The sequence below is a fragment of the Rhodanobacter umsongensis genome, assembly GCF_042654965.1.
GTDB lineage: Bacteria > Pseudomonadota > Gammaproteobacteria > Xanthomonadales > Rhodanobacteraceae > Rhodanobacter > Rhodanobacter umsongensis.
Genome location: NZ_JBHSMK010000009.1, coordinates 162,120 through 188,036 on the forward strand (window position 1 = coordinate 162,120; position 25,917 = coordinate 188,036).

A 25,917-nucleotide genomic window follows, 5' to 3' on the forward strand; every position below is an offset into this window, starting at 1 on the left:
CGGTCGGTCATTGAACGGCGCCCGCCATCGACGGGCGCCGCGGCCTCAGCCCTCGATCAGGCCCTGGTTGCGCAACAGCAGCAGCACCTGGCGGGCCAGCGCCGCCGGCTCGGCGGCGTTGCCATCGAGGCGCAGCTCCGGTTGTTCGGGCGCTTCGTAGGGATCGCTGATGCCGGTGAACCGGGCGATCCTGCCGGCGCGCGCCTGTGCATAGAGGCCCTTGCGGTCGCGCGCCTCGCATACCTCCAGCGTGGTGGCGACATGGATCTCGACGAAGTCGCCGTGCGCCTCGACCAGTGCGCGGGATTGCGCACGGGCATCGGCATACGGCGCGATGGGCGCGCATACCGCAATGCCGCCATGACGCACGATCTCGCTGGCGACGTAGCCGATGCGGGTGACATTGGCGGCGCGATCCTCGCGCGAGAAGCCCAGCCCGCGCGACAGGTGCTTGCGCACCTCGTCGCCGTCCAGCACGGTCACCGGCCGGCTGGTGTGTTCCAGCAGCTGCGCGATCACCGCCTGCGCAATGGTCGACTTGCCGGCGCCGGACAATCCGGTGAAGAACAGCGCGAACCCGCGTGGTGCGCGTACCGGATGGCGCTCGCGCAGGATCCTCACCACGTCCGGAAAGCTGAACCAGGCCGGGATCTCGCTGCCTTCGTGCAAGTGCTGGCGCAGCTGCGTGCCGGATATGTCGCGCACTTCGTCTTCCGCGGCCACTTCGGTCGACGGCAGATAGGCGTCGCGGTTCGCCACGTAGACCATCGCCGGGAATGGCACGATCCGGATGCCCAGCTCGTCCTGGTGCTTCTCCAGCAACTGCTGCGCCTCGAACGGGCCGTAGAACGGCTGTCCGTTCGAATCCCTGCCGGGGCCGGCGTGGTCGCGGCCCACGATGAAATGGCTGGCGCCATAGTTCTTGCGGATGATCGCGTGCCACAACGCCTCGCGCGGGCCGCCCATGCGCATCGCCAGTGGCAGCAGCGACAGCTTGACGCTGTCGGCCGGATAGTGCGGCAGCAGCGCGCGGATGCAGCGCACGCGGGTGTAATGGTCGACGTCGCCCGGCCTGGTGCGCCCCACCGACGGCTGGATCAATAACTTCGCACCGACCTGCCGTGCGGCGCGTAGGGTCAGCTCGCGGTGGGCACGATGCATCGGGTTGCGCGTCTGGAAGGCCACGATGCGGCTCCAGCCGCGCGACGCAAACCACTCGCGCAGGCTTCGCGGAGTATCGCGCAGCTCCCCGAAGTCGTAGTGGGCCGGTGGCTGGATGCCGCGCACGCGACCGCCCAGCGCCACCGGTCTGGTGCGATCGAGCAGCTCGGCCACGCCCGGATGCTGCCGGTCGCTGCTGCCGAACACGCGCTTCGCTTCGTGCAGGCGATCGGGCCAGTAGACGTCGTGCACTTCCAGCACCGCCAGCGGTACGCCCTGGCTGTCGCGCAGCGCGACCTCGCTGCCGGTGGAAAGCTGCGCGGCGAAATCCTCGTCGACGTCCAGGGTGATCGGGATCGGCCACAGCGTGCCGTCGGCCAGGCGCAGTTCTTCCACCACGCGGTCGTAGTCGCGCCGGCCGAGAAAGCCTTCCAGCGGCGAGAACGCACCGCTCAGCAACAACTCCAGATCGCACAGCTGGCGCGTGTCGAGATCCACGCCGGGCAGCTGGGCACTGCGCTGTTTCAACGCTTCTGCCTCGGCAGGTGGCAGGTACAACTCCTTCAGCACGCCGCCGTGCGGGGCAATCAGGGTTTCAGCGGGAGCAAGCTCGGGGCTCGGGGCGAGCGCGGTGTGGCTCATGGTGGCTAGATTCCAGTCGGGGTTTGCAGGTTGTTGGAAAAGGGCAGTCCTGCCCTTCCAACTCGCCGCTTCCGGTACATGCCCGGAAGCGGCCACGACGAATCAACCACTGCGTGCTTGATTCGCAAGCGATCCCTCCGTGGATCGCATTGACAGGTTGTCTTCACGACCTGTTGGAAGGCCGTCGCGGCGCGATGGTTGGCGGGCTACGCGATGCCGTGCAGTCCGCACTCGCGTTTGAGTCCGAAAAAGCGAGCGTCCTCAGCGTCCATCCCCGGCTCCCAGCGATGGCTGGTGTGCGTGTCGCCGATCGATACGTAGCCCTGATGCCACAGCGGGTGATACGGGAGGCCATGGCGCGCGAGGTAGTGGCCGACGTCGCGATCGCTCCAGTCGGCCAGCGGGTGGAACTTCCAGCGGCCGTTTCTGTGTTCGACGAAGTCGATCCCGGCGCGACTGCGCGCCTGGCTCCGACGCAAGCCGGCGAACCAGCCAGCGGCATCGAGCTCGCGCAAGGCACGCTGCATCGGCTCGACCTTGCGCAGCTGGTTGTAGCGATCCAGCCCCTCGACGCCCTGCTCCCACAGCCGGCCGTGACGCGCCTCCATCCAGCGGGTGCCGATGAGCGGGCGATAGACCTTGAGGTTCAGCGCGAGCCGTCCGGTCAATTCGTCGACGAAGCGATAAGTCTCCGGAAACAGGTAACCGGTATCGATCAGCACCACCGGCAACTGCGACCGCTGCCGCGTCACCATGTGCAGCGAGACCGCCGCCTGCGCACCGAAGCTCGACGACAGCACATGTTCGCCACGCACCCGTTCCAGCGCCCAGGCCACACGCTGTTCGGCGGTGAGCCGCGCCAGCGCGACATTCAGCTCGGCCAGCGCCTGGGGGGCGTGCGGCGCCTGTTCGACCAGCGCGGCGCTCATGCGACCACCTCCACCGGGATGCGTCGCGAGGGGATCGGCGTGAGGATGCCGGCGCGCACCAGGAAATCGCCGAAGCCTTCGCCCTCGCCGCGTTCGGCTGCGTAACGTGCGAACAGTGGATCGAGCGTGTCGAGGATCGTTGCCTCGTCCACGTTCTCGCGATGAAGCTGGTTCAGCCGCTGGCCGGTGAAATCGGCGCCGAGGCGAAGGTCGTAGCGGCCTGGCCCGCGCCCCACCAGCGCGATCTCGCCCAGGTACGGCCGCGAGCAACCGTTGGGGCAGCCGGACAGGCGCAGCAGGATCGGCGCATCGGCCAGGCCGTGGCGCTCCAGCAGCGCCTCCAGCTTGGGCAGCAGCGTCGGCAGGTAGCGTTCGCTCTCGGCCATGGCCAAGCCGCAGGTCGGCAGCGCGACGCAGGCGATGGCGTGGCGGCGGATCCCGCCCTGCTTCTCGTAAACGTCCAGCCCGTACTCGCGGACGATGGCGTCGATGCGGGCACGTTCGTGTGTGGCGATGTTCGCCACGATCACGTTCTGGTTGCAGGTCAGCCGGAAGTCGCCGCGGTGCACCTGCGCCAGTTCGCGCAGGCCGCTGAGCCAGCGTCGCTCGCCCACGTCGGCCAGCCGGCCGGACTCGATATGCAAGGTGAGGTGCCAGTGGCCATCGTGGCCCTCGACCCAGCCGTAACGGTCGCCGTTGTGTTCGAAGCGGTACGCGCGCGCCGGCGCCAGCGCGTAGCCAAGCCGGGATTCCAGCTCTGCCTTGAACACGTCCAGGCCGCGATGGTCGAGCGTGTACTTCAACCGCGCATGCTTGCGCTCGACGCGATCGCCCCAGTCGCGCTGCACGCCGACCACCGCCTCAGCCACGGCGAACAACTGCTCCGGCGTGACAAAGCCGATCACGCTGGCCAGCCGTGGATAGGTGCTGGCATCGCCATGGCTGGCGCCCATGCCGCCGCCGATGGCGACGTCGAACCCGTGCAGCACGCCCTGCTCGATGATGGCGATCAGTCCAAGGTCTTGCGCGAACACGTCGATGTCGTTGAGCGGCGGGATCGCCAGGCCGATCTTGAACTTGCGCGGCAGGTAGGTGGCGCCGTACAGCGGCTCCCGCTCTTCGGCAGCAGGTTCCTCGCCGACGAGTTGCCCGCCGTCCAGCCAGATCTCGTGGTAGGCCGGCGTCCTCGGCGCCAACTCGGCGGACAGCCGGGTGGCCCAGGCATGCGCCTGGGCATGCGCTGACGATTCCACCGGATTGGCCGTGCTCACCACGTTGCGCACCACGTCGCCGCAGGCGGCGATGGTGGTCGCCAGCGCCTCGTGGATAGCCGCGATGGTCGGCCTGAGCCTGCGCTTGATGATGCCGTGCCACTGGAACGTCTGCCGCGTGGTGATGCGCAGCGAACCGCTGGCGTAGTCGCGCGCGATGCGGTCGAACACCAGCCACTGCGCAGGCGTCACCACGCCGCCTGGCAGGCGCGCGCGCAGCATGAAGGCGTAAGCCGGCTCCAGTTTCTGTTTTCGGCGCTCCTCGCGCAGGTCGCGGTCGTCCTGCTGGTAGCTGCCGTGGAACTTCAGCAGCTTGGTGTCGTCGTCGCCGATCGCGCCGGTGACCGGATCGGCCAGACCCTCGGCGATGCCGCCGCGCAAGAAGCGGCTGGCCGCCTTGACGTGTTCGAGATGCGAGAGTTCGGTGGTCATGTCAGTAGACGTCGCGGGCGTAGCGGCCCTGTTGCAGAAGTTCGCCGAGCCAGGCCTTAGCCTCGTCCGGAGAATGGTTGCCATGCGTGGCGATCACGTCGATCAGCGCCGCCTGGACATCGCGCGCCATGTGGCTGGAATCGCCGCAGACATAGAGGTATGCGCCGGCTTTCAGCCACGCATGCAGCTCGGCACCCTGTTCGCGCAGACGATGCTGGACATAGGTTCGTTGTTCGTTGTCCCGGGAGAACGCCAGGTCGATGCGGTCCAGCGAACCGTCCTTCAGTGCCTGCTGCCACTCCACCTGATAGAGGAAGTCGCTGGCAAAATGACGGTTGCCGAAGAACAGCCAGTTGCGGCCACTTGCGCCACTTTCCCGCCGTTCCTGCACAAAGCCACGGAACGGCGCCACACCTGTGCCCGGGCCGATCATGATGATGTCGCGCGAACCATCGGCGGGCAGCCGGAATCGCACGTTCGGTTCGATGAAGACGGGCAGCCTGCCGTCCTCGCCGGTCGCGGCCAGCAGGCTGGATGCGGCGCCCCAATGCGCGCTGCCATACGCCTCGTAGCCGACCACGGCGACCGTGATGTGCACTTCCTCGCCCACCGCCTTCGGACTGGAGGCGATCGAGTACAGCCGGGGTGCCAGCGGTCGCAACGCCGCCAGCAGCACTTCCGGCTGCCAGGTGGCCGGATGGCGGCGCAACAGGTCGATCGGCTGATCGGAGGCCAGCAGCGCCGCGAACTCCGCGGCGTGTTCCGGCTGCAGTACGCGCGCAAGGCCGCCGTCGCCGCTGGCAGCAGCCAGTGCCGTGATGAAGGGTCGATTGAGTCGCGTGATCTCGCGCTCCTGCGCCAGCCATTGCCGCAAAGCCAGCGCGCGGTCCTGATGCGTGACGACCTGAGTGCCATCGAGCCGCAACGCATCCAGCCACTGCTGCACCAGTGCCGGCGGATTGACCGGCCACACGCCCAGCGCGTCACCGGGTTCGTAGCCCAACCCGGAACCCTCCAGCGACAGTTCGACGTGGCGCACATCGCGTCCGCTGTCGCGCGCCACGATGCGCTGGTTGGCCAGCACGATGGCCATGAAGGGACGCTCGCGCGAGTGCCCGCTATGGTCCGCCACCGCGTGCAACCGCGTTGCGCGCGTGGGCAACCCGGGCTGTTCCAGCAGTTCGCGCGCGCGTTCAAGCGCCTGTTCCACCCACGGCCCAGCCACCGCACCGACCTCGACGTCCGCCTCACCGAAGGCTGCGAAACGCTTGGCGCCCAGTGCCGCGAGGCGCCCATCGAGCTGGCGGCCGATCACGCAAAATTGCGGATAACTCGAATCGCCCAACCCCAGCACGGCAAACCGCAAGGCCGGCAGCTTCGGCGCGCGCTTGCCGGTGATGAACTCGAGCAGGCCACGGGCATCGTCCGGTGGCTCGCCGTCGCCCTGGGTACTGATCACGATGACCAGGTGCCGCTCCTGCGCCAGCTCGCGTTGCGGATAGGCATCGGCACGCAACAGGCGCATCGGCAGTCCGGCGGCTTCGCATCGCCTGCCCAGCTGCTCGGCGACGCGCTTCGCGTTGCCGGTCTGGCTACCATAGACGATGGTCAGCTGCGCGGCCGCCCTGGCCGGGACGGCAGCGGACGGGGCCGGCGGGGCGGAGCGTTGCACCTGCGCCGCCTGGCCAGCACTCCAGGCAGCCACCCAGTACAGCTGTGCCGCCGTCAGTCCTTCCATGCCCTGCGCCAGCAGGGCCAGTTTTTCCGCATTCAGGCCAGGGGCGGCGAGGTTCGGTGCGACGGCGTAGTTCACGAGTTATCCATTTGGACGTTTAAGCTTCTCGACGTCCAAACTAAGACATGCCGGTTCCTGTGGGAAAGCAGGTATCGGAATGAGCTTATGCCGAGCCCTTGTTTCCGTGCCGGAGAGCCGCCTCCGATACTGGGCCCATCGCGCACCGCGCACGGAGACCTTCCGCCCATGCCGCCGCTCTCCGAGTTCCTCACGTTCGCCGCCGTGGGCGCCTGCGCCCAACTGGTCGATGGCGCGCTGGGCATGGCCTACGGCGTGGTGTCGGCAGCGATGCTGCTGTGGCTGGGCCTGCCGCCCGCGGCAGCCAGCGCCAGCGTGCACTACGCGGAGACCTTCACCTGCGGTGCCTCCGGCCTCAGCCACCTGGCCGCCGGCAATGTGCGGCGACGGCTGTTCTGGAAGCTGGCGCTCCCTGGCGTGGTCGGCGCGGTGATCGGGGCCTACATGGTCAGCCATGTACCGGCAGCATGGATGAGGCTGGCACTGACGCCGTACCTGCTGGGCATGGGAGTGTTCCTGCTGCTGCCCGGGAACCGGCACCAGCGTGTCCACGTTGACGCCGTGCCGCGCGCCACGCGCCCGCTGGGCCTGGTCGCCGGTTTTGCCGACGCGGTGGCCGGCGGCGGCTGGAGCGCGCTGACCATAACCACCCTGGTCGCTCGCGGCGCCGTGCCGCGCACGGTGATCGGCACGGTGCATCTGGCCAAGTGCATGATCAGCGCCGCCGCCAGCGCCAGCTTTCTGATGCAGGTGGGCAGCACGCGCGGTACCGCCGTGCTGGGCCTGATCGCCGGCGGCGTGGTTGCTGCCCCGCTGGGCGCGTTGTTTGCCCGCCGCATGCCGGCGCGGGCAGCGACGCTGCTGGCGGCTGCCGCCGTGCTGGTGCTTGGGCTCAACAATGTCGCGAGGGCATGGCACTGACATCGGCGCCGCCGCTCGCCGCTACAATGCGCGGATGACCCAACCAGCCTCTTTCCCGATTGAAGTCCGCGGCTCTGTCGCCCAGCCGCTGGGCATGTCGCCGGCGCGGTTCCTGCGCGACTACTGGCAGAAGCGGCCGCTGCTCATCCGCCGCGCCTTCGCCGATTTCCAGCCGCCACTGCAACCGGACGACCTGGCCGGCCTGGCCTGCGAACCGGCCGTGCTGGCCCGGCTGATCGTGCACGATGAAAAGCGCGATCGCTGGCATGTCAACTCCGGTCCGCTCAGCGAAGCGGACTTTGCGAAAACGCCACCCACCCAATGGACCCTGCTGGTGCAGGATGTCGACAAATGGGACACGGACGTCGCCGCGCTGTTGCAGCACTTCGACTTCCTGCCGAGCTGGCGCGTCGACGACGTCATGGTTTCCTATGCCGAGCCGGGCGGCGGCGTCGGCGCCCACGTCGACCAGTACGACGTCTTTCTGCTGCAGGGCCTGGGTCAGCGCCACTGGGCCATCAACGACGATCCGATGGCGCCCAGGGCATTCCGTCCCGACGTCGAGCTGAAGCAGCTCGCCCACTTCGAACCCACTCATGAATGGCTGCTGGAGCCGGGCGACATGCTGTATCTCCCGCCCGGGGTGCCACACGACGGCGTCGCGTTCGGCGGACCGTGCATGACGTTTTCGATCGGCATGCGGGCACCATCGCAGGCCGAACTGACCGGCGACCTGGCCGACTACATCGCCGAGCAACTGCCGGAAGAATGGCGCTACGCCGATCCTGACCTGAAACCGGCCAAGGCCGCCGGCGAGATCGACCGCGCCGCGATCGAGCGGTTGCGAGCGGCGCTGCCGTTTGCCGCAGCGCTGGACGACGCAATGCTGCGCGACTGGTTCGGCCGCTTCATCACCCGCTACCGCAACGCGCAGGTGCCCGCGCCGCTGGAGAAGCCGCTGAGCGAGACGGCGCTGGCGAAACAACTCGATGCCGGCGCGGCGCTGTTGCGGCACCCCTGGGCGCGGCTGGCCTGGAGCCGCAGCCGATCCCGTTGCACGCTGTATGTCAGCGGCCAGGCGTACCCGGCCACGCCCGCGCTGGCCCAACAGCTGTGCGAGCAGCGCACGCTGCGCCCCAGCGGCAAAACGGGAGCCGCCGAACGCGCGCTGTTGCTGGCGCTGGTCAATGATGGCCACCTCGTGCCGAGAAGATCACGCCGCCGATGAAGCTGCAGAACTTCCACGTCGAGATGGCCGAGTGGTCGCGCGAAGATCAGCGCGCGGCGCTGCTCGACCTGCGCGACATCGTGTTCATCCAGGAGCAGGGCGTACCCGAGCAGCGCGAACGTGACGGACTCGATGGCGACTGCTGGCATGTGCTGGCGCGCGATGAAGCTGGACGCCCGATCGGCTGCGGCCGGCTCACGCCTGCCCATAAAATCGGCCGCATGGCGGTGCTGCGGGAATGGCGCGGCCATGGCGTCGGCGTGGCGCTGCTGCGCGAGCTGATTGCGCGTGCCCGTGCGCACGGCTGGCCCGACGTGGCGCTGGACGCGCAGGCCAGTGCGATCGGCTTCTACGAACGCGAAGGCTTCATCGCGTATGGCATGGAATTCGAGGATGCCGGGTTGGTGCATCAGGCCATGCGCCTGCCATTGCCGCCGATGGCCGACGAGCCGCAACCATCGCGCGATATCGGCACGCTGCCGGCTGGCTCGCGCAGCGAAACGGCCGACGCGCGCCGGCAACTGTTGATCGATACACGCCATCGGCTGGCCATCTACCTGCCCCTGCTCGACAACCACACCTATGCCAACGCGGCCGAACTGGCCGAGCTGCGGCGCATTGCCATCTCCGGGCGCGGCGCCCAGATCCGCATCCTGCTGCACGACCCCGCAGCGGCCTTGCGCAACGATCATCGACTGATCGCGTTGTCACAACGCCTGCCCAGCGCGATCCAGATACGCATGCCGGTCGAAGAGGCTGACCTCGCCTATGTCTCGGCCTATCTTCTCAACGATGCCGGTGGCTATCTGTTCGTCCCGGAAGCTGACCGGCCGCAGGGCCGCGCGGCCCGGCACGATCGCGCGGGCCAGGCACCGCTGCAGCAGCATTTCGATGAAGTGTGGGCGCGGTCCGAGCGCGCCAGTGTTTTGCAGGCACTCGGCATCTAGCGGGTTGCCAGTCCGAACGCGGGCTGACGGTGAGTTTCGAAGGCTCCATGGGTTGCCGCGTTGCAGCAGCCAAAGGCTATAATTGTCCGGATTCTCCCCAGTCATCCGTTCGAGCGGCTTGTCAGGCTTGAAAACCAGCCCACAACCGCGACTTTCTTGGTCACACGGATGGCTGCAAAGCATCCCTTCCCTGCCGGTGGTGACGTGAGTACAAACCTGATCCGCGAGTTCTTCGAATCTTCCCAACTCGCAGGCGGCAACGCCGACTACGTCGAATCGCTGTACGACGCCTGGTTGGCCGACACCTCGTCGGTGCCTGCCGAATGGGCCAGCTATTTCGAGTCCTTCAAGGGCCGCGAATCCGGCGATGTTTCCCACGTTGCGGCCATTGCGCGCATCGAGGCGGCGCAGAAACAGCGCCACAACGGGGCCACCGGCGTGCCGATGAGCGACGAACACGCGCGCAAGCAGGCCGGCGTGCTGCGCCTGCTCACGGCCTATCGCTCGCGCGGCCATCTCGCCGCCGACCTCGATCCGCTCGGCCTCACCGAGAAGATGGCCGCGCCGGATCTGGGCCTCGCCTTTCACGGCCTGGGCGACGCCGACCTGGACACCGAATTCGACACCGGAAACTACGCCGGTGGCGGCCAGCGACTGAAACTGCGCGAACTGTTGGCACGCTTGCAAAAGACCTACGCCAGCACGGTCGGCGCCGAGTTCATGCACATCAGCAACCACGAGCAGCGCAACTGGATCTACAGCCGGCTCGAACAACAGGCTGGCCGGAGCAGCCTGGACAAGGCGGGCAAGCAGCGCGTGCTGGACGGCCTCACCGCCGCCGAAGGTCTGGAACGCTACCTGCACACGAAATATGTCGGCCAGAAGCGCTTCTCGCTGGAAGGCGGCGACAGCCTGATTCCGATGATCGACGACGTCGTGCGCGAAGCCGGCGACAACGGCATCAAGGAGCTTGTGATCGGCATGGCCCACCGCGGCCGCCTCAACGTGCTGGTCAACATCCTGGGCAAGCCGCCGAAGACGCTGTTCGACGAGTTCGAAGGCAAGTTCGAGCATCCTGACGACCCGGCACACTCGGGCGACGTGAAGTACCACATGGGCTTCTCCGCCGACGTCAAGACACCCAAGGGCGGCGTGCACGTCGCGCTGGCCTTCAACCCGTCGCACCTGGAAATCGTCAACCCGGTGGTGTGCGGTTCGGTGCACGCACGCCAGACCCGCCGCCGCGACACCGCGCACACCCAGTCGATGGCCGTGCTGATCCACGGCGACGCCGCCTTTGCCGGCCAGGGCGTCAACATGGAACTGCTGAACATGTCGCAGGCCCGCGGCTTCAAGATCGGCGGCAGCCTGCACATCGTCATCAACAACCAGGTCGGCTTCACCACGTCCAATCCGCAGGACGCGCGTTCCACCATGTATTGCACCGACCTGGCCAAGATGGTCAACGCGCCGGTGTTGCACGTGAACGGCGACGACCCGGAAGCGGTGATCGAGGTCACCCGCCTCGCCTACGATTTCCGCAAGCAGTTCCGCCGCGACGTGGTGATCGATCTGGTCTGCTATCGTCGCCACGGCCACAACGAGGCCGACGAGCCGGCGGCCACGCAGCCGGTGATGTACCAGATCATCCGCAAGCGTCCGACCACCCGCGACCTGTACCAGCAGCAGCTGGTCAAGGAAGGCCTGCTGGCCGAGGGCGACGCGCAGAAGCAGTTCGAGGCGTACCGCGACCGGCTCGAGGCCGGCGCACCGATGACCGAGCTGGATGCATCCCCCGTCCGCGACGGCCATGTCGATTGGGCCCGTTTCATCGGCGGCAAGCTGTCGACGCCCACCGATACGACCGTGCCTGAACAGAAACTGCGGGAGCTGGCCAGCAACATCCTCACCTTGCCCGCCGACATCACCCTGCAGGCACGCGTGGCGAAGATCTACGACGACCGCCGCAAGATGGCCGCTGGCGAACTGCCGGCTGATTGGGGTTTCGCCGAGAACCTTGCCTACGCCACGCTGATCGACGCCGGCCACGACATGCGGCTGGTCGGGCAGGATTCCGGGCGCGGCACGTTCTTCCATCGCCACGCCGTGCTGCATGACCAGAAGGACGGTCATACCTACCTGCCGCTGGCCACCGTCCGCGCGGGCGCCGATGTCGAGGTGATCGACTCGCTGCTCAGCGAAGAGGCGGTGATGGCGTTCGAGTACGGCCACTCCACCACCGACCCGGACATGCTCAACATCTGGGAAGCCCAGTTCGGCGACTTCGCCAACGGCGCACAGGTGGTGATCGACCAGTTCATCAGTTCCGGCGAAGCGAAGTGGAACCGCCTGTGCGGCCTGGTCCTGCTGTTACCGCACGGCTACGAAGGCCAGGGCCCGGAGCACTCTTCCGCGCGCCTCGAGCGCTTCCTGCAGCTGTGCGCGTTCGACAACATGCAGGTGTGCGTGCCGACCACGCCGGCGCAGGATTTCCACATGATCCGCCGGCAGATGTTGCGGGCCGCGCGCAAGCCGCTGATCGTGATGACGCCGAAGTCGCTGCTGCGCCACAAGCTGGCGGTGTCCACGCTGGACGAACTGGCCAACGGCAGCTTCCAGCTGGTGATCGGCGAACATCGCGCGCTGCCGCCGAAGAAGGTCAAGCGCGTCGTGCTGTGTTCCGGCAAGGTCTATTACGACCTGCTGGAGGAGGCGGAGAAGCGCGGACTGAAGGACGTGGCGATCGTGCGCGTCGAGCAGCTGTATCCCTTCCCGCGCGTCGAAGTCGCTGCCGAACTGGACAAGTACCCTTCCGCGAAGGAAGTGATCTGGTGCCAGGAAGAGCCCATGAACCAGGGTGCCTGGTTCCAGATCCGCCACCACCTTCAGGCCTGCGCGGGAACCAGCCACAGCCTCTCGTATGCCGGCCGCGCGCGCTCGCCGGCGCCGGCGGCGGGACACCACAACACCCATGTCGCCGAACAGGCGGCGCTGGTCGAACAGGCGCTGGCTGCACCGGTCGGTACCGATCAATCCGCGGAATGATGTTGATGAGTGCGGTCAGGACGACCGCTTTTGATTTTCGCGCTCACGGATGAGCGCCTCACCGAAGGAAACAGCATGTCCATCGAACTCAAAGTACCCGTCCTGCCCGAGTCCGTCTCCGACGCCACCATCGCCACCTGGCACAAGAAAGCCGGCGACGCGGTGAAGCGCGACGAGAACCTGGTCGATCTGGAAACCGACAAGGTGGTGCTGGAAGTCCCCGCGCCTGTCGATGGCGTGCTGAAGGAAATCCGCCACCAGGTCGGCGACACGGTGAACAGCGAGCAGATCATCGCGATCATCGAGGAAGGCGCCGCTGCCGCCGCGCCGGCTCCTGCGGCCGCCGCACCGGCACCTGCGGCTGCGGCGGCCGCTCCTGCACCGGCCGCCGCGCCCAAGGCTGCCGCCAAGGGCGCCGAGGATCTCTCGCCGGCCGGCCTGCGCGTGGCCACCGAGGAGAAGATCGACCCGTCCAAGGTTGCCGGCACCGGCCGCGACGGCCGCGTGACCAAGGAAGACCTGGTCAACTACGGCAAGGGTGGCGCTGCCGCACCGGCCGCTGCCGCACCGGCCGCCAAGCCGACCCCGGGCGCGCGTCCGGAAGAACGCGTGCCGATGACGCGCATGCGTGCACGCATTGCCGAGCGCCTGATGCAGTCGAAGAACTCGATCGCCATGCTCACCTCGTTCAACGAAGTGAACCTGAGCGAAGTGGTGAAGATGCGCAAGGCACTTGGCGACGCGTTCCAGAAGGAACATGGCGTCAAGCTCGGCTTCATGAGCTTCTTCGTCAAGGCCGCCGCCGAGGCGCTCAAACGCTATCCGTACGTCAACGCCTCGGTCGATGGCAACGACGTGATCTACCACGGCTACCAGGACATCTCGATCGCGGTGTCCACCGACAAGGGCCTGGTCACCCCGGTGCTGCGCGACGTGCAGGACATGAGCTTCGCCGACGTCGAGAAGGGCATCGCCGACTACGCCACCAAGGCGCGCGCGAACAAGTTGTCGCTGGACGATCTGCAGGGCGGCACGTTCACCATCACCAATGGCGGCACCTTCGGTTCGCTGCTGTCCACGCCGATCGTCAACCCGCCGCAGAGCGCCATCCTCGGCATGCACACGATCAAGGAACGCGCCATCGTCGAGAACGGCCAGATCATCGCCGCACCGATGATGTACATCGCGATCTCCTACGACCACCGCATCATCGACGGCAAGGACGCCGTGCTGTTCCTGGTCGACATCAAGAACCAGCTGGAGAATCCGCAGCGCATGCTTCTTGGCCTCTGACCGCGCCCGCCTTGATCGCCCCGGCGATCAAGGCGGATCGAGAACGAGCCCCAAAGTACTGAAGTCGCAACGGCGCGTCGTTCTCTCCTCGTATTTCCGGCCTTGATGCCCTTCTCCGCCATATCCGCGAGTGAACCCACTCGCCGAAAGGAAGATTTTCATGAGCGACAAATTCGATGTCATCGTCATTGGCGGCGGCCCGGCCGGTTATCACGCCGCCATTCGTGCCGCGCAGCTGGGGCTGAAGAGTGCCGTAGTCGATGCGTTCGTCGGCAAGGATGGCAAGGCTGCGCTGGGTGGCACCTGCCTCAATGTGGGCTGCATCCCGTCCAAGGCACTGCTCGATTCGTCCAAGCAGTTCTTCAACCTGTCGCACAACCTGCCGGCCCACGGCATCAGTGTGGAGAACGCCAAGGTCGACATGGCGACCTTCATCGGCCGCAAGGACAAGATCGTCAAGCAATTCACCGGCGGCGTCGATCAATTGTTCAAGACCAACAAGATCGTCAGCTTCTTCGGCAAAGGCAAGCTCCTCAAGGGCAATGAAGTCGAGATCACCGGCAACGACGGAAAGAAGCAGACCATTTCCGCCACCAACGTGATCCTGGCTTCCGGTTCCGTGCCGATCGAGCTGCCGTTCGCCAAGTTCGACGGCAAGAACATCATCGACAATGCCGGCGCACTGGACATCGACAAGGTGCCGAAAACGCTGGGCGTGATCGGCGCCGGCGTGATCGGCCTCGAACTGGGCAGCGTCTGGAACCGGCTCGGCGCCCAAGTGACCATCCTCGAGGCGCTGCCTGATTTCCTCGGCACTGCCGACGCCGACATCGCCAAGGTCGCCCAGCGTGAATTCAAGAAGCAGGGCCTGGACATCAAGCTCGGCGCCAAGCTCGGCAAGGCCGAGGTGAAGAAGGACGGCGTGCACCTGGTCTACACCGACAAGGACGGCGAGAAGGAACTGGTGGTCGACAAACTGCTCGTGGCAGTGGGCCGCCGTGCCTACACCGACGGCCTGCTGGCCGACGATACCGGCGTGAAGCTGGACGAGCGCGGCCGCATCATCGTGGACGAGCATTGCCATACCGGTGTGGACGGCGTCTGGGCCGTCGGTGATGCCGTACGCGGCCCGATGCTTGCCCACAAGGGCTTCGAGGAAGGCATGGCGGTAGCCGAGTGGATTGCCGGCAAGGCTGGCCACGTCAACTACGACACGATTCCGTGGGTGATCTATACCGAACCCGAAATCGCCTGGGCCGGCAAGACCGAGAAGCAGCTGAAGGACGAAGGCGTGCCGTACAGGACCGGCAGCTTTCCGTTCGCCGCGATCGGTCGCGCCGTCGCGATGAACGAAGCCATCGGCCAGGTGAAGATGATTGCCCACGCCGAAACCGACCGCATCCTCGGAGTGCACATGGTCGGCCCCGGCGTGTCCGAGCTGATCGCCGAGTGCGTGGTGGCGATGGAGTTCAAGGGCTCGTCCGAGGATCTCGCACGCATCGTCCACGCGCATCCGACGCTGTCCGAAGCCGTACACGAGGCGGCGTTGTCGGTCGACAAGCGCGCGATCCACAAGGGCAACTGATCGGTCACGCCGATGCGCAACGGCCCGCTCGTGGCGACATGGGCGGGCCGTCGTCTTTTGTTGCAGGAGCCCGCCAGCGGGCTCCTGCCCAACCCCTCCAACCCAGGCAAGCACCATGCCCCAACCTACCGCCATCTGCGTCTACTGCGGCTCCAGCATCGGCAGACATCAGGAGTACGCTGAGCAGGCACGCGCCTTCGGCGAGGAAATGGCCCGGCGCGGCATCGCGCTGGTCTACGGTGGCGGCAAGGTGGGGTTGATGGGAACGGTCGCCGACGCCGTACTGGCCGGCGGCGGCAAGGTCATCGGCGTCATCCCGCGCCAGCTGGTCGAGCTCGAAGTGGCCCACCCGGGCCTGAGCGAACTGGTGGTGGTGGACACCATGCACCAGCGCAAGACGCGCATGTACGAACTGTCTGACGCCTTCGTCGCCCTGCCCGGCGGCTTCGGCACGATGGACGAGATGTTCGAGATGCTGACCTGGGCGCAGCTGGGCCTGCACCGCTATCCCTGCGCCTTCCTCGACGTGCGCGGCTACTACCGCGACCTGCGCACGATGATGGAACACATGGTCGACGAGAACTTCGTGCGCCCCGAGCAGCGTGAAAACATCTGGTTCGGCGACGACATGACCGCCCTGTTCGACTGGATGCAGGTCTACCAGGGCAGCTACATTCCCAAGTGGATCGATCCCAGCAGCGTCAGCGCCTGAACAACTGCCACAGGACATCGAGATGACCGCCTTTCGCGCCTTCCGCATCCATCACGACGACGCTGGCCATCGCGCCGGCATCGAGCGCATGGATACCGCTGCGCTGTCGCCCGGCGAAGTGCTGGTCAAGGTTGCGTATTCCTCGGTCAACTACAAGGATGCCTTGGCCGGCACCGGCAGGGGCGCGATTCTGCGCACCTATCCGCTCAACGGCGGCATCGACCTGGCTGGCCACGTGGTCGCCTCGACCGATCCCGCCTTCCGGGAAGGTGACGCGGTGCTGTGCACCGGCAGTGGCCTGTCGGAGACGCGGGACGGCGGTTATGGCGAGTACGCGCGGCTCGACTCGCGTTGGACAATCCCGCTGCCGGCCTCCTTGAGCCTGCGCGAGAGCATGATCATCGGCACCGCCGGATTCACCGCCGCGCTGGCCCTGTTGCGCATGCAGGACAATCGGCAGAGGCCGGCACTGGGGCCGATCGCGGTGACCGGCGCCAGCGGTGGCGTCGGCATGCTGGCCATCGATATTTTCAGCCGCGCCGGCTACGAAGTGCATGCAATCAGCGGCAAGGCCGATCACTTCGATTTCCTGCGTGGCCTCGGCGCCAGCGAATGCATCGATCGCCGCCAGCTGGCCTTCAGCGGCAAGCCGATGGATTCGGCCCGCTTCGGCGGCGCGCTGGATAACGTCGGCGGTGCCATGCTGAGCGGATTGCTGCCGCTGATTCATCCTTACGGCAACGTGGCGATCTGCGGCAATGCCGGCGGCGTCGCCTTCGGCAGCACGGTGCTGCCCTTCATCATTCGCGGCACGAGTCTGCTCGGCATCGCATCGGCAGGGACCGCCCGCGATCTGCGTGACCGCATCTGGCGACATCTGGCTCACGACTGGAAGCCACGGTACCTGGATCGCATCGCCACACGCGAAATCGGCCTCGACGACCTGCACGGAACATTCACGCGGATGCTGGCGGGCGACTCCTTCGGGCGTACGCTGGTGCTTGTCGGCGGCGGCGTTTGAGGAAAACGCGTCCGGGTTTGACGAGGCCGCGCTTGGAAGTAAGGTCACCACGGCTTAGAATCTACAAAACTCGCAGGGGACTATCACCTAATGGCACGCATCCTGATCGTCGACGATTCCCCGTCACAATTGCTGGGCATCAAGAGAATCGTCGAAAAACTCGGGCATGAAACCCTTTCCGCCGAAGACGGCGCCGCCGGCGTGGAAGTGGCCAAGCAGGAATTGCCTGACCTGATCCTGATGGATGTCGTGATGCCCAACCTCAACGGTTTCCAGGCCACCCGCACAATCAGCAAAAATGCCGAAACGGCGCACATCCCGATCATCCTGGTGACCACCAAGGATCAGGAAACCGACAAGGTGTGGGGCATGCGCCAGGGCGCCAAGGCCTATGTGACCAAACCGATCAAGGAAGAGGAGCTGCTCAAGGCGCTGCAGGAATTCCTGCCGGGCTGATCTACCCCTCCGGACCTCAAAAGAAACGGCGCCTGCAGGCGCCGTTCTTGTTCGTGGAGTGCGCATTCAACGGCGCGGGTCATAGTCCTTGAAGCGTTCGCGCAACGCCTCATAAGCAGCGCGCTGATCTTCGCCATCGGCCGCCGGAACGCGGATCGACAGCTCCACCAGCTGATCGCCCGGATGCGTTCCCGGCATGCCGCGCCCTTTCAGGCGCAGCTTGCGCCCCGATTGCGAACCTGCCGGTAGGCGCAGATCGACCACGCCGGCCAGCGTCGGCACCGGCACCGTGGCTCCAAGCGCCGCTTCCCACGGGCTGATCGGGAGCACGTGCACCACATTGCGGCCTTCCAGCCGAAACCGGGGATCGTCGTGGATGCCTACTTCCAGCAGGAGGTCACCCTTCGGCCCGCCGCCCATGCCGCTTTGGCCCTGCCCGGACAGCCGGATCACCTGCCCGGGGCTGATGCCGGCCGGAATCTTCACGTCCAGCACGCGCTCGCCACCGGCCGGATCGCGTAACGCCAGACGCGTACGGCCGCCGTCGAACGCGGTCTGCAGATCGATCCGCACCGAGGCCTGAACATCCTGGCCCCGCCGCGGCCGCGGCTGGCCGCGCTGCCCTCCCGCGGCTGCGCCGCGACCGAACAGGCTCTCGAAGAAATCGCTGAAGTCGCCGTCGCCAGCATCGCCGAAACCCTGGCCATGGCCCTGCCAACCCGGAGGGGGCCGAAACTGCTCGCCGCCGCGATAGCCGCCCGCGCGCAACTGGTCATAGGAACGCCGCTTCTCGGCGTCCTTGAGCACTTCATTCGCCTCGTTGATCGCCTTGAATTTCTCCTCGGCGCCGGCTTCCTTGTTCTTGTCCGGATGGTACTTGCGCGCCAGCTTGCGATACGCCGCCTTGATCTCGGCCTCGCTCGCATCCGGCTTCACGCCCAGGATTTCGTAATAGTCTTTGAATTCCACCTGCCACTCCCGACTCACGCAAAAACCCGCGGCGGATCGACTCCGCCGCGGGACACCTCGCAACCGCCCCTTGTCTCAGTGGCTCGCGTTGATGGTAATGCGTCGCGGCGTCGCCTGGGCCTTCTTCGGTATCGCGATCTCCAGCACACCGAACTTGCCGTTCGCGGTGATGCCATCGGCATCGGCGCTGTCCGGCAGTGCGAAACGGCGATGGAAGGCCCCTCGTGCACGCTCCACGCGGGTGAACTTGCCGTTCGACTCGGCGCTGGCGGCCTCGCGCTCCCCCTTGATGGTGAGGATCCCTTTCTCCATGCTCACCTCGATCTGGGCCGGATCCACGCCAGGAATGTCGGCCAGGATCACAAAGCGCTGCTCGTCCTCCCGAATGTCCACGCGCGGTGCCCACTGACTGGTGACGACGTTGGATGCGTCGCTGTCTTCCGGCTGCAGGAACCGATCGAACACCTGCCGCATTTCCTCGGGCAGGCCGTTGGTGTTCCAGATGCCATGACGAACCGGATTCATCGTATGTCTCCTCTGGTTGGGGATGGCGGCCAATCGCCGCTTGTTCGGAAAATAGGTGCTCTGGCGGACGATTCAAGGCGACAACCCCGGACCGCGCGATTAGCATTCAGGGCTTCCCCCATCCGAGACAGCCATGAGCATCCAGCCCGGCGACACGGTTCCAGACATCGCCATCCAGATCGCCGACGGCCAGATCCGCCCGGCTCAGACCGGTGACTTGTTCGCCAGCCGAAAAGTGCTGCTGTTCGGCGTACCCGGCGCGTTCACCCCGACCTGCTCCAACAAGCATCTGCCCGGGTACGCGAAGCACTTCACCGAGTTTCAGCGGCGGGGCATCAGCGTGATGTGCCTGGCGGTCAACGATGCTTATGTGATGCAGGCATGGGCTGCTTCGCAGGACGTCCCCGCAGGCCTGTTCATGCTGGCCGACGGCAACGCCAGCTTCACCCGCGCGTTGGGGCTGGAACTTGACGGCAGTGCCTTCGGCATGGGCCTGCGCGCGCGCCGCTTCGCGCTGTACGCGGAAGACGGTGTGGTACGTCTGCTGCAGGTCGATGCACCCGGCGAGCTGCGCGTTTCCAGCGCCGAGGCGATGCTGGACGCCATCGCCCGTTAGGCAACACTGGCCCAGCAACGAAAAACCCCGGCATCGCCGGGGTCCTCGATTCAGATTTTTGTCCGGCTCATTCGCCGGCGCCGGCGGGCTCGACCTCATCGAAGCCATCGCCACCGGACGGTGCATTGGCATGGATGACCTCGGCCTCCTCGCCGTTGTCCTCTTCGGCCTCCAGCCGCATCACGCTGACCAGCGTTTCATCGGCAGGCAGCCGGATCAGGGTGACGCCCTGGGTATTGCGACCAAGCTGCGAGACCTCCGCCACACGGGTACGCACCAGCGTGCCTTGATTGGAAATCAGCATCAACTCGTGCGCTTCGGTGACCTGCACGGCACCGACCAGCGCGCCATTGCGTTCCGAGCACTGGATGCCGATCACGCCCTGGGTCCCGCGCCCCTTCTTGGTGAACTCGACCAGTTGGGTGCGCTTGCCATAGCCGCGTTCCGTCGCAGTGAGGATGTCGCCCTCGGCGGCAACGATCAGGGACACCACGTGCGCACCCTTGGCCAGCTTCATGCCGCGCACGCCGGCAGCGGTGCGGCCCATCGAGCGCACGGTATTCTCGTCGAAACGGTTGACCTTGCCGTTGGACGCGAAGAGCAGGATGTCGCTGTTGCCATCGGTCATCTCGACGTTGACCAGCGCATCGCCGTCATGCAGCTTGATGGCGAGCTTGCCCTTCTGCAACTGGAACGCGAACTCGGTCAGCGGGGTCTTCTTGACCGTACCGAACCTGGTGGCGAAGAACACGAAGCTGTCCTCGCTGTACTCGCGGATCGGCAACACCGCCTGCACCTTCTCGCCTTCGCCCAGCGGCAGCAGGTTGATGATCGGCTTGCCACGTGCACCGGGACCGGCCTCGGGTATCTGGTAAACCTTGAGCCAGTAGACACGGCCGGTGCTGGTGAACGCGAGCAGGGTGTCGTGCGTGTTGACCACCCACAACCGCTCCACTACATCCTCGTCCTTCAACGCCGAAGCAGAGCGTCCCTTGCCCCCGCGCTTCTGCGCGCGATACGTGTTGGCCGGTTGGCGCTTGATGTAGCCGGTATGCGACAAGGTCACCACCATGTCTTCCGGCGCGATCAGGTCGAGGACGTTGAGGTCCTCCTGCGAATGCTGGATCTCGGTGCGGCGGGCGTCGCCGAACTCCTCCTTGACAGCTTCGAGTTCGCTGCGGATCACCTCGAGCAGACGTTCGGGATTTTCGAGGATCTCGATCAGGCCGCGGATGGTTTCCAGAATCTGCCGGTACTCGTCGGAAAGCTTTTCCTGCTCCAGGCCGGTCAGGCGATGCAGACGCATCGCCAGGATCTCCAGCGCCTGCGCTTCGGAAAGCTGGTAGCCGTCCTCCTTCAGGCCATCGCGCGGGTCCATCTCCTCCGGTCGCGACGCCTCGGCGCCGGTGGCCGAAAGCAGCGCCCGCACCAGGCCCGCTTCCCAGCGACGTGCCGTCATGCGCTCGCGCGCCTCGGCCGGCGACGACGAAGTCTTGATCAGCTCGATCATCTCGTCGATGTTGGCCAGTGCGACGGTGAGGCCCTCAAGGATATGCGCACGAGCACGCGCCTTGCGCAGCTCGAAGATGGTGCGACGGGTGACCACCTCGCGACGGTGCCGGATGAACGCCTCGAGGATGTCCTTGAGGTTCAGCAACTTCGGCTGGCCATCCAGCAGCGCGACCATGTTGATGCCGAACGTCACCTGCATCTGGGTTTGCTGGAACAGGTTGTTCAGCACCACGTCGCCCATTGCGTCCTTGCGGATCTCGATGACGACGCGCATGCCGTCCTTGTCGGATTCATCGCGCAGCTCGCTGATGCCTTCGAGCTTCTTTTCCTTGACCAGCTCGGCGATCTTCTCGATCAAGCGCGCCTTGTTCACCTGGTAAGGCAGCTCATGGACGATGATCGTCTCGCGGCCGTTCGCTTCGGTCTCGACCTCGGCCTTCGCGCGCACCAGGATGCGGCCGCGGCCGCTGCGGTACGCCTCGATGATGCCGGACGAACCGTTGATGATGCCGTAGGTCGGAAAATCCGGCCCAGGGATGTAGTGCATCAGCTCATCGATGCCAAGCGACGGTTCATCGATCAGGGCCATCGTCGCCGCAATCACCTCGTTGAGGTTGTGCGGCGGAATATTGGTGGCCATGCCCACGGCAATACCGGTTGAGCCGTTGATCAGCAGGTTCGGGATCCGGGCGGGCAGGACCAGCGGCTCGCGCTCGCTTTCGTCGTAGTTGAAACCGAAGTCGACGGTGTCCTTGTCGATGTCGGCCAGCAGCTCGTGGGTAAGGCGCGACATGCGCACCTCGGTATATCGCATCGCGGCGGCGTTATCGCCGTCGACCGAACCGAAGTTGCCCTGGCCGTCGACCAGCAGGTAGCGCAGCGAGAAAGGCTGGGCCATGCGCACGATCGCGTCATAGACCGATTGGTCGCCATGCGGATGATATTTACCGATCACGTCGCCGACCACGCGGGCCGACTTCTTGTATGGCTTGTTGTACACATTGCCCAGTTCGTTCATCGCAAACAGCACGCGGCGATGCACGGGTTTCAGACCATCGCGGACATCCGGCAAGGCGCGGCCCACGATCACGCTCATGGCGTAATCGAGGTAGCTCTGGCGCATCTCATCTTCGATGTTGACGCGAATGATTTCTTTGGCGAGTTCTGCCATGAATCGGCTTCCCTGATAACGGAAAAAGGACGCTGGCGCCGCGCCTCCAGCGCATGCGCAAGCGACCCGAAATCAACTTGCTGAGTATAGCACGAACAGCTTCAAAACGTCAGTATTTAATTGTTTAAAATCAACAACTTGCATTAGTGTTTCACTACCCGTGGAAAGCATCCCGCGGGCTGCTGAAAATTTGATCGGAAGTGGAGGTGACGACGTGGCGCCGATGGGCGCGGACAGCCTGCATTGCCGGCTGCAAAATCCGGCAACGCGATGGGTTCAGGGCACGCTTGCAAACGGCTCGAGAACAGCGCTTTCACCAACCGAACATCGCCTGCATCGAGATGCTGTTCGGTCGCTCGATCACCCCACGCTCGGTGACGATCGCATCGATCAGTTCGGCCGGGGCCACGTCGAACACCGGGTTCCACGCCTGCGCACCATCGACCACGGTGCGTTTGCCGGCCGTGCTCAGCAGTTCGGTCGCGTCGCGCAGCTCGATCTCGATTTCCTCGCCGGAGCCGGTCGCCATATCGACCGTCGAGGACGGTGCCACCACCATGAATTTCACGCCGTGGTATTTCGCGACGATCGCCAGTTGGTAGGTGCCGATCTTGTTCGCGGTATCGCCGTTCGCGGCGATGCGGTCGGCACCCACGATCACCCATTGCACGGCACCGGATTTCATCAGGTGCGCGGCAGCGGAATCGGCGATCAACTTGGCCGGGATACCGTCGCGCACCAGCTCCCACATGGTCAGCCGGGCACCCTGCTGCCATGGCCGGGTTTCGCCGGCATAGACCCGCGCGATCAGCCCCGCCGCCACACCCGCACGGATCACGCCCAGCGCCGTGCCGTAACCGGCCGTGGCCAGCGAGCCCGTGTTGCAATGGGTCAACACACCCGAACCGGCAGTGATCAGTGACGCGCCCAGCTCTCCCATGCGCCAGTTGGCGGCCAGGTCTTCGTCCTGGATGGCCTGCGCCTCGCGCACCAGTGCGTCGGCATCGGCACCGGCGGCAATGCGCTTTTTCATCCGGTCCAATGCCCACATCAAGTTCACCGCCGTGGGGCGGGCGGTACGCAACATTGCCAACACGGGTTCCAGCGCCGCACCCTGCCGCGCAGCCATCGCCACGCCCCAGGCTGCAGCGATGCCGATGGCCGGTGCTCCACGCACCACCAGATCGCGGATCGCCTGGGTGACCTGCCCCGCATCGCGGCAATCGATCCAGCGTTCGTCGGCCGGCAGCAGACGCTGATCGAGCAGTCGCAAATGATCGTCCTGCCACTGCACGGCACGGATGGAATCGTGTTCGCAGGTCGGCGTCGGCGAAATCGTCATTGGCTGTCGGACGGCATGCATGGAAAAGGAAAGCGTAGCATGCGTCCGGGCACGTTCGGCCGCTCTGCAACCGTCTTATAGTCGCCCCGACTAAACCATGGGAGTACGCGCATGACGAACGGCAAGGGCTACCCGAACCGCACAACCGGCTGGCGTCTTTCGCTCGCCCTGGGCCTGTTCGGCGCGAGCATCGTCGTGCGGGCGACCGAGCCGCCGGCCACGACTACCGCAGTGCCGTGGACACCGCCGCGCATCGCGTCGGAGTTGTTCGAATCGCACGGCGCCTTCGATCTGGAACGCGGCGACTTCTATTTCGTGCGCAGCTCACCGAGCTTCCGCGGCTGGCGAATCATGCTCAGCCACTGCAACGCCGACGGCTGGGGAACGCCTGTCGATGCCAGCTTCGCGGGCGATGGCGTGGAGGCCGACCCTTTCATCACCTCCGATGGGAAACGCCTGTATTTCATCTCCACCCGTTCGACCGATGGCCAGAAGCACAAGGATCTCGACATCTGGGAGGTCGATCGCGGCGATGAGGGCAGCTGGGGCGAGCCGCGACGGTTGCCGCCACCGGTCAATTCGCGAAGCCAGGAATGGTTCCCGCGCCCGGCAACGGACGGCTGGCTGTACTTCGGTTCCGGTCGCCCGGGCGGTTTCGGCAAGACCGACATCTGGCGTGCCCGCGAAGATCGCTCGGGCCACTGGCAGGTGGAGAACCTGGGCAAGGCGATCAACACGCCGGGCGATGAGTACGAACCACTACCCTCACCCGACGGCCAGCGGCTGATCGTGATGGCCGATGGCGGCCTGTATCAGAGCGAGCGCCGGGAGAATGGCTGGAGCGAACGCCGTAGCCTCGGGCCGACGGTGAACGTCAACGGCAGCGAAATCGGCGCGGCATTCTCGCCGACCGGAAAATCCCTGCTGTTCGCGCGCGATACCAAGGGACGGCGCTCCGGCGAGTTCTATGTCTGGCAGCCGGACGGTGCCGAAGCGTGGCCGCCGGCCTGTCCGGCCGCGAGCCGCCTGTCCATGACCATGCCTCGTATCGAAATGCGATCCCTGTCTTCGCAGGAATGACAAAAACAGGAGAAGCCGGCACACCCGCCCTTCCCCACCATCGCCATTCCTGCGAAGGCAGGCATCGCACTTCAACAGGGTGCTGGTCATCGCCCATGCCATGGGTGCCTACAGTTTGCATGTCATCCGTCGATGATCAGCAAACTGCCACCCACCTCCATCGCGTTGAACTCAGCGGGACCGCTCCGCCAGCCATTCGTGGATTGCCGGCGGCACTTCGCGTTGCGCGCGTCCGGAAACGTAGATACCGATGTGGCCACCCTTGAACGCCAACTGGGTGTAGTCGGTAGTGCCGACATGTTTGCCAAGCGCACGCGAGGCATCGGGCGGCACCAGGTGATCCTGCTCGGCGAAGATGTTCAGCACCGGCTGGGTGATCATGCCCAGATCCACCGGCCGGCCGCCGATCTCGAGGGTGCCCTTGACCAGCTTGTTGCCCTGGTAGAAGTCCTTGATGAACTGGCGGAACGCCTCGCCCGCCTGATCCGGCGAATCGAAGATCCAGCGTTCCATTCGCAGGAAGTTCTCCAGCTCGGTGGGGTTGTCCAGAATGTCAACCATGCCGACGTACTTCTGCTGGTTCAGTCGTACCGGCTTCAAGGTGAGATAGACATAGTTCATCAGGTCGGCAGGAATATTGCCCATGGTATCGACGAACAGATCCACGTCCATGTTGCGGCACCAGTGCGACAGCATGTTGTCGGGCGTGTGGAAATCCACCGGCGTGACCATGGTGATCAGGTTCTTCACCTTGTCCGCGTGCAGTGCGGCGTAGCACAGCGAGAACGCGCCGCCCTGGCAGATACCGAGCAGGTTGATCGCATCCAGATCGTGGCGTTTGCGCACTGCATCGACGCAACGATCCAGGTAGCCGTTGATGTAGTCATCCAGGGTCAGCCAGCGGTCGGCGCCGTCGGGATAGCCCCAGTCGATCAGGTAGACGTCCTCACCCTGCTCCAGCAAGTTGCGCACCATCGAACGGTCGGCCTGCAGGTCGGTCATCCATACCGTGTTGACCAGCGCGTACACGATCAGCAGCGGTGTCTTCGCGGTGGCCTTGCCATGACCGATGAAGTGCCACACCTTCAGCTTGTCTTCGCTGTAGACCAGCTCGCGCGGGGTATTCGCGTACTCGGGCTCACGCATGCCACGCAAATGACCCATGCCGGCGGCCAGTTTGCGCTGGAAGGTGGCGATATCGCCCAGGGCCTTGCTTGGATCGATGCGCAACGGCGTGTACATGGCG

General features: G+C 65.6%; 20 protein-coding genes. 11 read left to right on the forward strand and 9 right to left on the reverse strand.

What is annotated here, in order from left to right; genetic code table 11:
* Positions 1-45: 45 nt before the first annotated feature.
* From ACFPME_RS13395 to ACFPME_RS13410, 4 genes are all read right to left on the reverse strand, one after another.
* Positions 46-1,803 carry a bifunctional sulfate adenylyltransferase/adenylylsulfate kinase gene (locus tag ACFPME_RS13395; RefSeq protein WP_377306123.1) on the reverse strand — a complete coding sequence of 586 codons (1,758 nt, stop codon included), beginning with the start codon at positions 1,801-1,803 and terminating at the stop codon, positions 46-48.
* Positions 1,804-2,009: 206 nt separating this feature from the next.
* Positions 2,010-2,732: a phosphoadenylyl-sulfate reductase gene (locus tag ACFPME_RS13400; protein ID WP_377306125.1), complete on the reverse strand. Its 723-nt coding sequence runs from the start codon at positions 2,730-2,732 to the stop codon at positions 2,010-2,012.
* Positions 2,729-4,435, reverse strand: coding sequence for an assimilatory sulfite reductase (NADPH) hemoprotein subunit (gene cysI, locus ACFPME_RS13405; protein ID WP_377306127.1), 1,707 nt, complete (start codon positions 4,433-4,435; stop codon positions 2,729-2,731). Before cysI ends, ACFPME_RS13400 begins: the two co-directional genes overlap by 4 nt.
* 1 nt (position 4,436) lies before the next feature.
* Positions 4,437-6,248 carry an assimilatory sulfite reductase (NADPH) flavoprotein subunit gene (locus ACFPME_RS13410; RefSeq protein ID WP_377306129.1) on the reverse strand — a complete coding sequence of 604 codons (1,812 nt, stop codon included), beginning with the start codon at positions 6,246-6,248 and terminating at the stop codon, positions 4,437-4,439.
* 168 nt (positions 6,249-6,416) lie between these two features.
* Here ACFPME_RS13410 and ACFPME_RS13415 point away from each other — a divergent pair, with 168 nt between their 5' ends.
* The 9 genes from ACFPME_RS13415 (at position 6,417) to pilH (ending at position 17,456) form a co-directional block, all read left to right on the forward strand.
* The gene (locus tag ACFPME_RS13415) at positions 6,417-7,169 is read left to right on the forward strand and encodes a sulfite exporter TauE/SafE family protein (RefSeq protein ID WP_377306131.1); all 753 of its coding nucleotides are present in this window, start codon (positions 6,417-6,419) and stop codon (positions 7,167-7,169) included.
* A gap of 34 nt (positions 7,170-7,203) precedes the next feature.
* Entirely contained in the window at positions 7,204-8,397 is a 1,194-nt protein-coding gene (locus ACFPME_RS13420; RefSeq protein ID WP_377306133.1) for a JmjC domain-containing protein, read from the forward strand.
* Entirely contained in the window at positions 8,394-9,344 is a 951-nt protein-coding gene (locus ACFPME_RS13425; RefSeq protein WP_377306135.1) for a GNAT family N-acetyltransferase, read from the forward strand. Before ACFPME_RS13420 ends, ACFPME_RS13425 begins: the two co-directional genes overlap by 4 nt.
* Before the next feature lie 204 nt (positions 9,345-9,548).
* Positions 9,549-12,389 carry a 2-oxoglutarate dehydrogenase E1 component gene (locus tag ACFPME_RS13430; RefSeq protein WP_417715024.1) on the forward strand — a complete coding sequence of 947 codons (2,841 nt, stop codon included), beginning with the start codon at positions 9,549-9,551 and terminating at the stop codon, positions 12,387-12,389.
* Positions 12,390-12,464: 75 nt separating this feature from the next.
* Positions 12,465-13,682, forward strand: a complete 1,218-nt coding sequence (odhB, locus tag ACFPME_RS13435) for a 2-oxoglutarate dehydrogenase complex dihydrolipoyllysine-residue succinyltransferase (protein ID WP_377306139.1) — start codon at positions 12,465-12,467, stop codon at positions 13,680-13,682.
* A gap of 160 nt (positions 13,683-13,842) precedes the next feature.
* Complete coding sequence (lpdA, locus tag ACFPME_RS13440; RefSeq protein WP_377306142.1) at positions 13,843-15,267, forward strand: dihydrolipoyl dehydrogenase; 1,425 nt, start codon at positions 13,843-13,845, stop codon at positions 15,265-15,267.
* Between the two features lie 115 nt (positions 15,268-15,382).
* Positions 15,383-15,979 carry an LOG family protein gene (locus ACFPME_RS13445; RefSeq protein WP_377306144.1) on the forward strand — a complete coding sequence of 199 codons (597 nt, stop codon included), beginning with the start codon at positions 15,383-15,385 and terminating at the stop codon, positions 15,977-15,979.
* A 22-nt stretch (positions 15,980-16,001) separates the two neighbouring features.
* Entirely contained in the window at positions 16,002-17,000 is a 999-nt protein-coding gene (locus ACFPME_RS13450; protein ID WP_377306146.1) for an acrylyl-CoA reductase family protein, read from the forward strand.
* Between the two features lie 90 nt (positions 17,001-17,090).
* A complete protein-coding gene (gene pilH / locus ACFPME_RS13455; protein ID WP_377306148.1) occupies positions 17,091-17,456 on the forward strand; it encodes a twitching motility response regulator PilH in 366 nt (121 codons plus the stop codon).
* Positions 17,457-17,522: 66 nt separating this feature from the next.
* Here the strand turns inward: pilH and ACFPME_RS13460 are convergent, their stop codons facing one another.
* Entirely contained in the window at positions 17,523-18,425 is a 903-nt protein-coding gene (locus ACFPME_RS13460) for a DnaJ C-terminal domain-containing protein (RefSeq protein ID WP_377306151.1), read from the reverse strand.
* 75 nt (positions 18,426-18,500) lie between these two features.
* Positions 18,501-18,950, reverse strand: coding sequence for an Hsp20/alpha crystallin family protein (locus ACFPME_RS13465; protein ID WP_377306153.1), 450 nt, complete (start codon positions 18,948-18,950; stop codon positions 18,501-18,503).
* Between the two features lie 133 nt (positions 18,951-19,083).
* On the opposite strand from ACFPME_RS13465, the gene ACFPME_RS13470 reads away from it, so the two are divergent.
* Positions 19,084-19,566 carry a peroxiredoxin gene (locus tag ACFPME_RS13470; protein WP_377306155.1) on the forward strand — a complete coding sequence of 161 codons (483 nt, stop codon included), beginning with the start codon at positions 19,084-19,086 and terminating at the stop codon, positions 19,564-19,566.
* Between the two features lie 67 nt (positions 19,567-19,633).
* Here ACFPME_RS13470 and gyrA read toward each other — a convergent pair whose 3' ends face one another.
* Together gyrA and mtnA are read right to left on the reverse strand one after the other, a co-directional pair.
* On the reverse strand, positions 19,634-22,249 hold the full coding sequence (gene gyrA / locus ACFPME_RS13475) for a DNA gyrase subunit A (protein ID WP_377306157.1): 2,616 nt from the start codon (positions 22,247-22,249) through the stop codon (positions 19,634-19,636).
* 313 nt (positions 22,250-22,562) lie between these two features.
* Positions 22,563-23,591: an S-methyl-5-thioribose-1-phosphate isomerase gene (gene mtnA / locus ACFPME_RS13480; protein ID WP_377306159.1), complete on the reverse strand. Its 1,029-nt coding sequence runs from the start codon at positions 23,589-23,591 to the stop codon at positions 22,563-22,565.
* Positions 23,592-23,702: 111 nt separating this feature from the next.
* Between mtnA and ACFPME_RS13485 the strand changes: the two genes are divergently transcribed.
* Positions 23,703-24,671, forward strand: a complete 969-nt coding sequence (locus ACFPME_RS13485; protein WP_377306161.1) for a TolB family protein — start codon at positions 23,703-23,705, stop codon at positions 24,669-24,671.
* A gap of 171 nt (positions 24,672-24,842) precedes the next feature.
* Here ACFPME_RS13485 and ACFPME_RS13490 read toward each other — a convergent pair whose 3' ends face one another.
* Positions 24,843-25,913, reverse strand: coding sequence for a class III poly(R)-hydroxyalkanoic acid synthase subunit PhaC (locus tag ACFPME_RS13490; protein ID WP_377306163.1), 1,071 nt, complete (start codon positions 25,911-25,913; stop codon positions 24,843-24,845).
* Between the last annotated feature and the right edge of the window lie 4 nt (positions 25,914-25,917).

What these genes read in the sequence shown, in the direction of transcription:
- ACFPME_RS13395 (WP_377306123.1), bottom strand. Translation starts at nt 1,803, where the DNA reads ATGAGCCACACCGCGCTCGCCCCGAGCCCCGAGCTTGCTCCCGCTGAA.
- ACFPME_RS13400 (WP_377306125.1), bottom strand. Translation starts at nt 2,732, where the DNA reads ATGAGCGCCGCGCTGGTCGAACAGGCGCCGCACGCCCCCCAGGCGCTG.
- cysI (WP_377306127.1), bottom strand. Translation starts at nt 4,435, where the DNA reads ATGACCACCGAACTCTCGCATCTCGAACACGTCAAGGCGGCCAGCCGC.
- ACFPME_RS13415 (WP_377306131.1), top strand. Translation starts at nt 6,417, where the DNA reads ATGCCGCCGCTCTCCGAGTTCCTCACGTTCGCCGCCGTGGGCGCCTGC.
- ACFPME_RS13420 (WP_377306133.1), top strand. Translation starts at nt 7,204, where the DNA reads ATGACCCAACCAGCCTCTTTCCCGATTGAAGTCCGCGGCTCTGTCGCC.
- ACFPME_RS13425 (WP_377306135.1), top strand. Translation starts at nt 8,394, where the DNA reads ATGAAGCTGCAGAACTTCCACGTCGAGATGGCCGAGTGGTCGCGCGAA.
- odhB (WP_377306139.1), top strand. Translation starts at nt 12,465, where the DNA reads ATGTCCATCGAACTCAAAGTACCCGTCCTGCCCGAGTCCGTCTCCGAC.
- lpdA (WP_377306142.1), top strand. Translation starts at nt 13,843, where the DNA reads ATGAGCGACAAATTCGATGTCATCGTCATTGGCGGCGGCCCGGCCGGT.
- ACFPME_RS13445 (WP_377306144.1), top strand. Translation starts at nt 15,383, where the DNA reads ATGCCCCAACCTACCGCCATCTGCGTCTACTGCGGCTCCAGCATCGGC.
- ACFPME_RS13450 (WP_377306146.1), top strand. Translation starts at nt 16,002, where the DNA reads ATGACCGCCTTTCGCGCCTTCCGCATCCATCACGACGACGCTGGCCAT.
- pilH (WP_377306148.1), top strand. Translation starts at nt 17,091, where the DNA reads ATGGCACGCATCCTGATCGTCGACGATTCCCCGTCACAATTGCTGGGC.
- ACFPME_RS13465 (WP_377306153.1), bottom strand. Translation starts at nt 18,950, where the DNA reads ATGAATCCGGTTCGTCATGGCATCTGGAACACCAACGGCCTGCCCGAG.
- ACFPME_RS13470 (WP_377306155.1), top strand. Translation starts at nt 19,084, where the DNA reads ATGAGCATCCAGCCCGGCGACACGGTTCCAGACATCGCCATCCAGATC.
- gyrA (WP_377306157.1), bottom strand. Translation starts at nt 22,249, where the DNA reads ATGGCAGAACTCGCCAAAGAAATCATTCGCGTCAACATCGAAGATGAG.
- mtnA (WP_377306159.1), bottom strand. Translation starts at nt 23,591, where the DNA reads ATGACGATTTCGCCGACGCCGACCTGCGAACACGATTCCATCCGTGCC.
- ACFPME_RS13485 (WP_377306161.1), top strand. Translation starts at nt 23,703, where the DNA reads ATGACGAACGGCAAGGGCTACCCGAACCGCACAACCGGCTGGCGTCTT.
- ACFPME_RS13490 (WP_377306163.1), bottom strand. Translation starts at nt 25,913, where the DNA reads ATGTACACGCCGTTGCGCATCGATCCAAGCAAGGCCCTGGGCGATATC.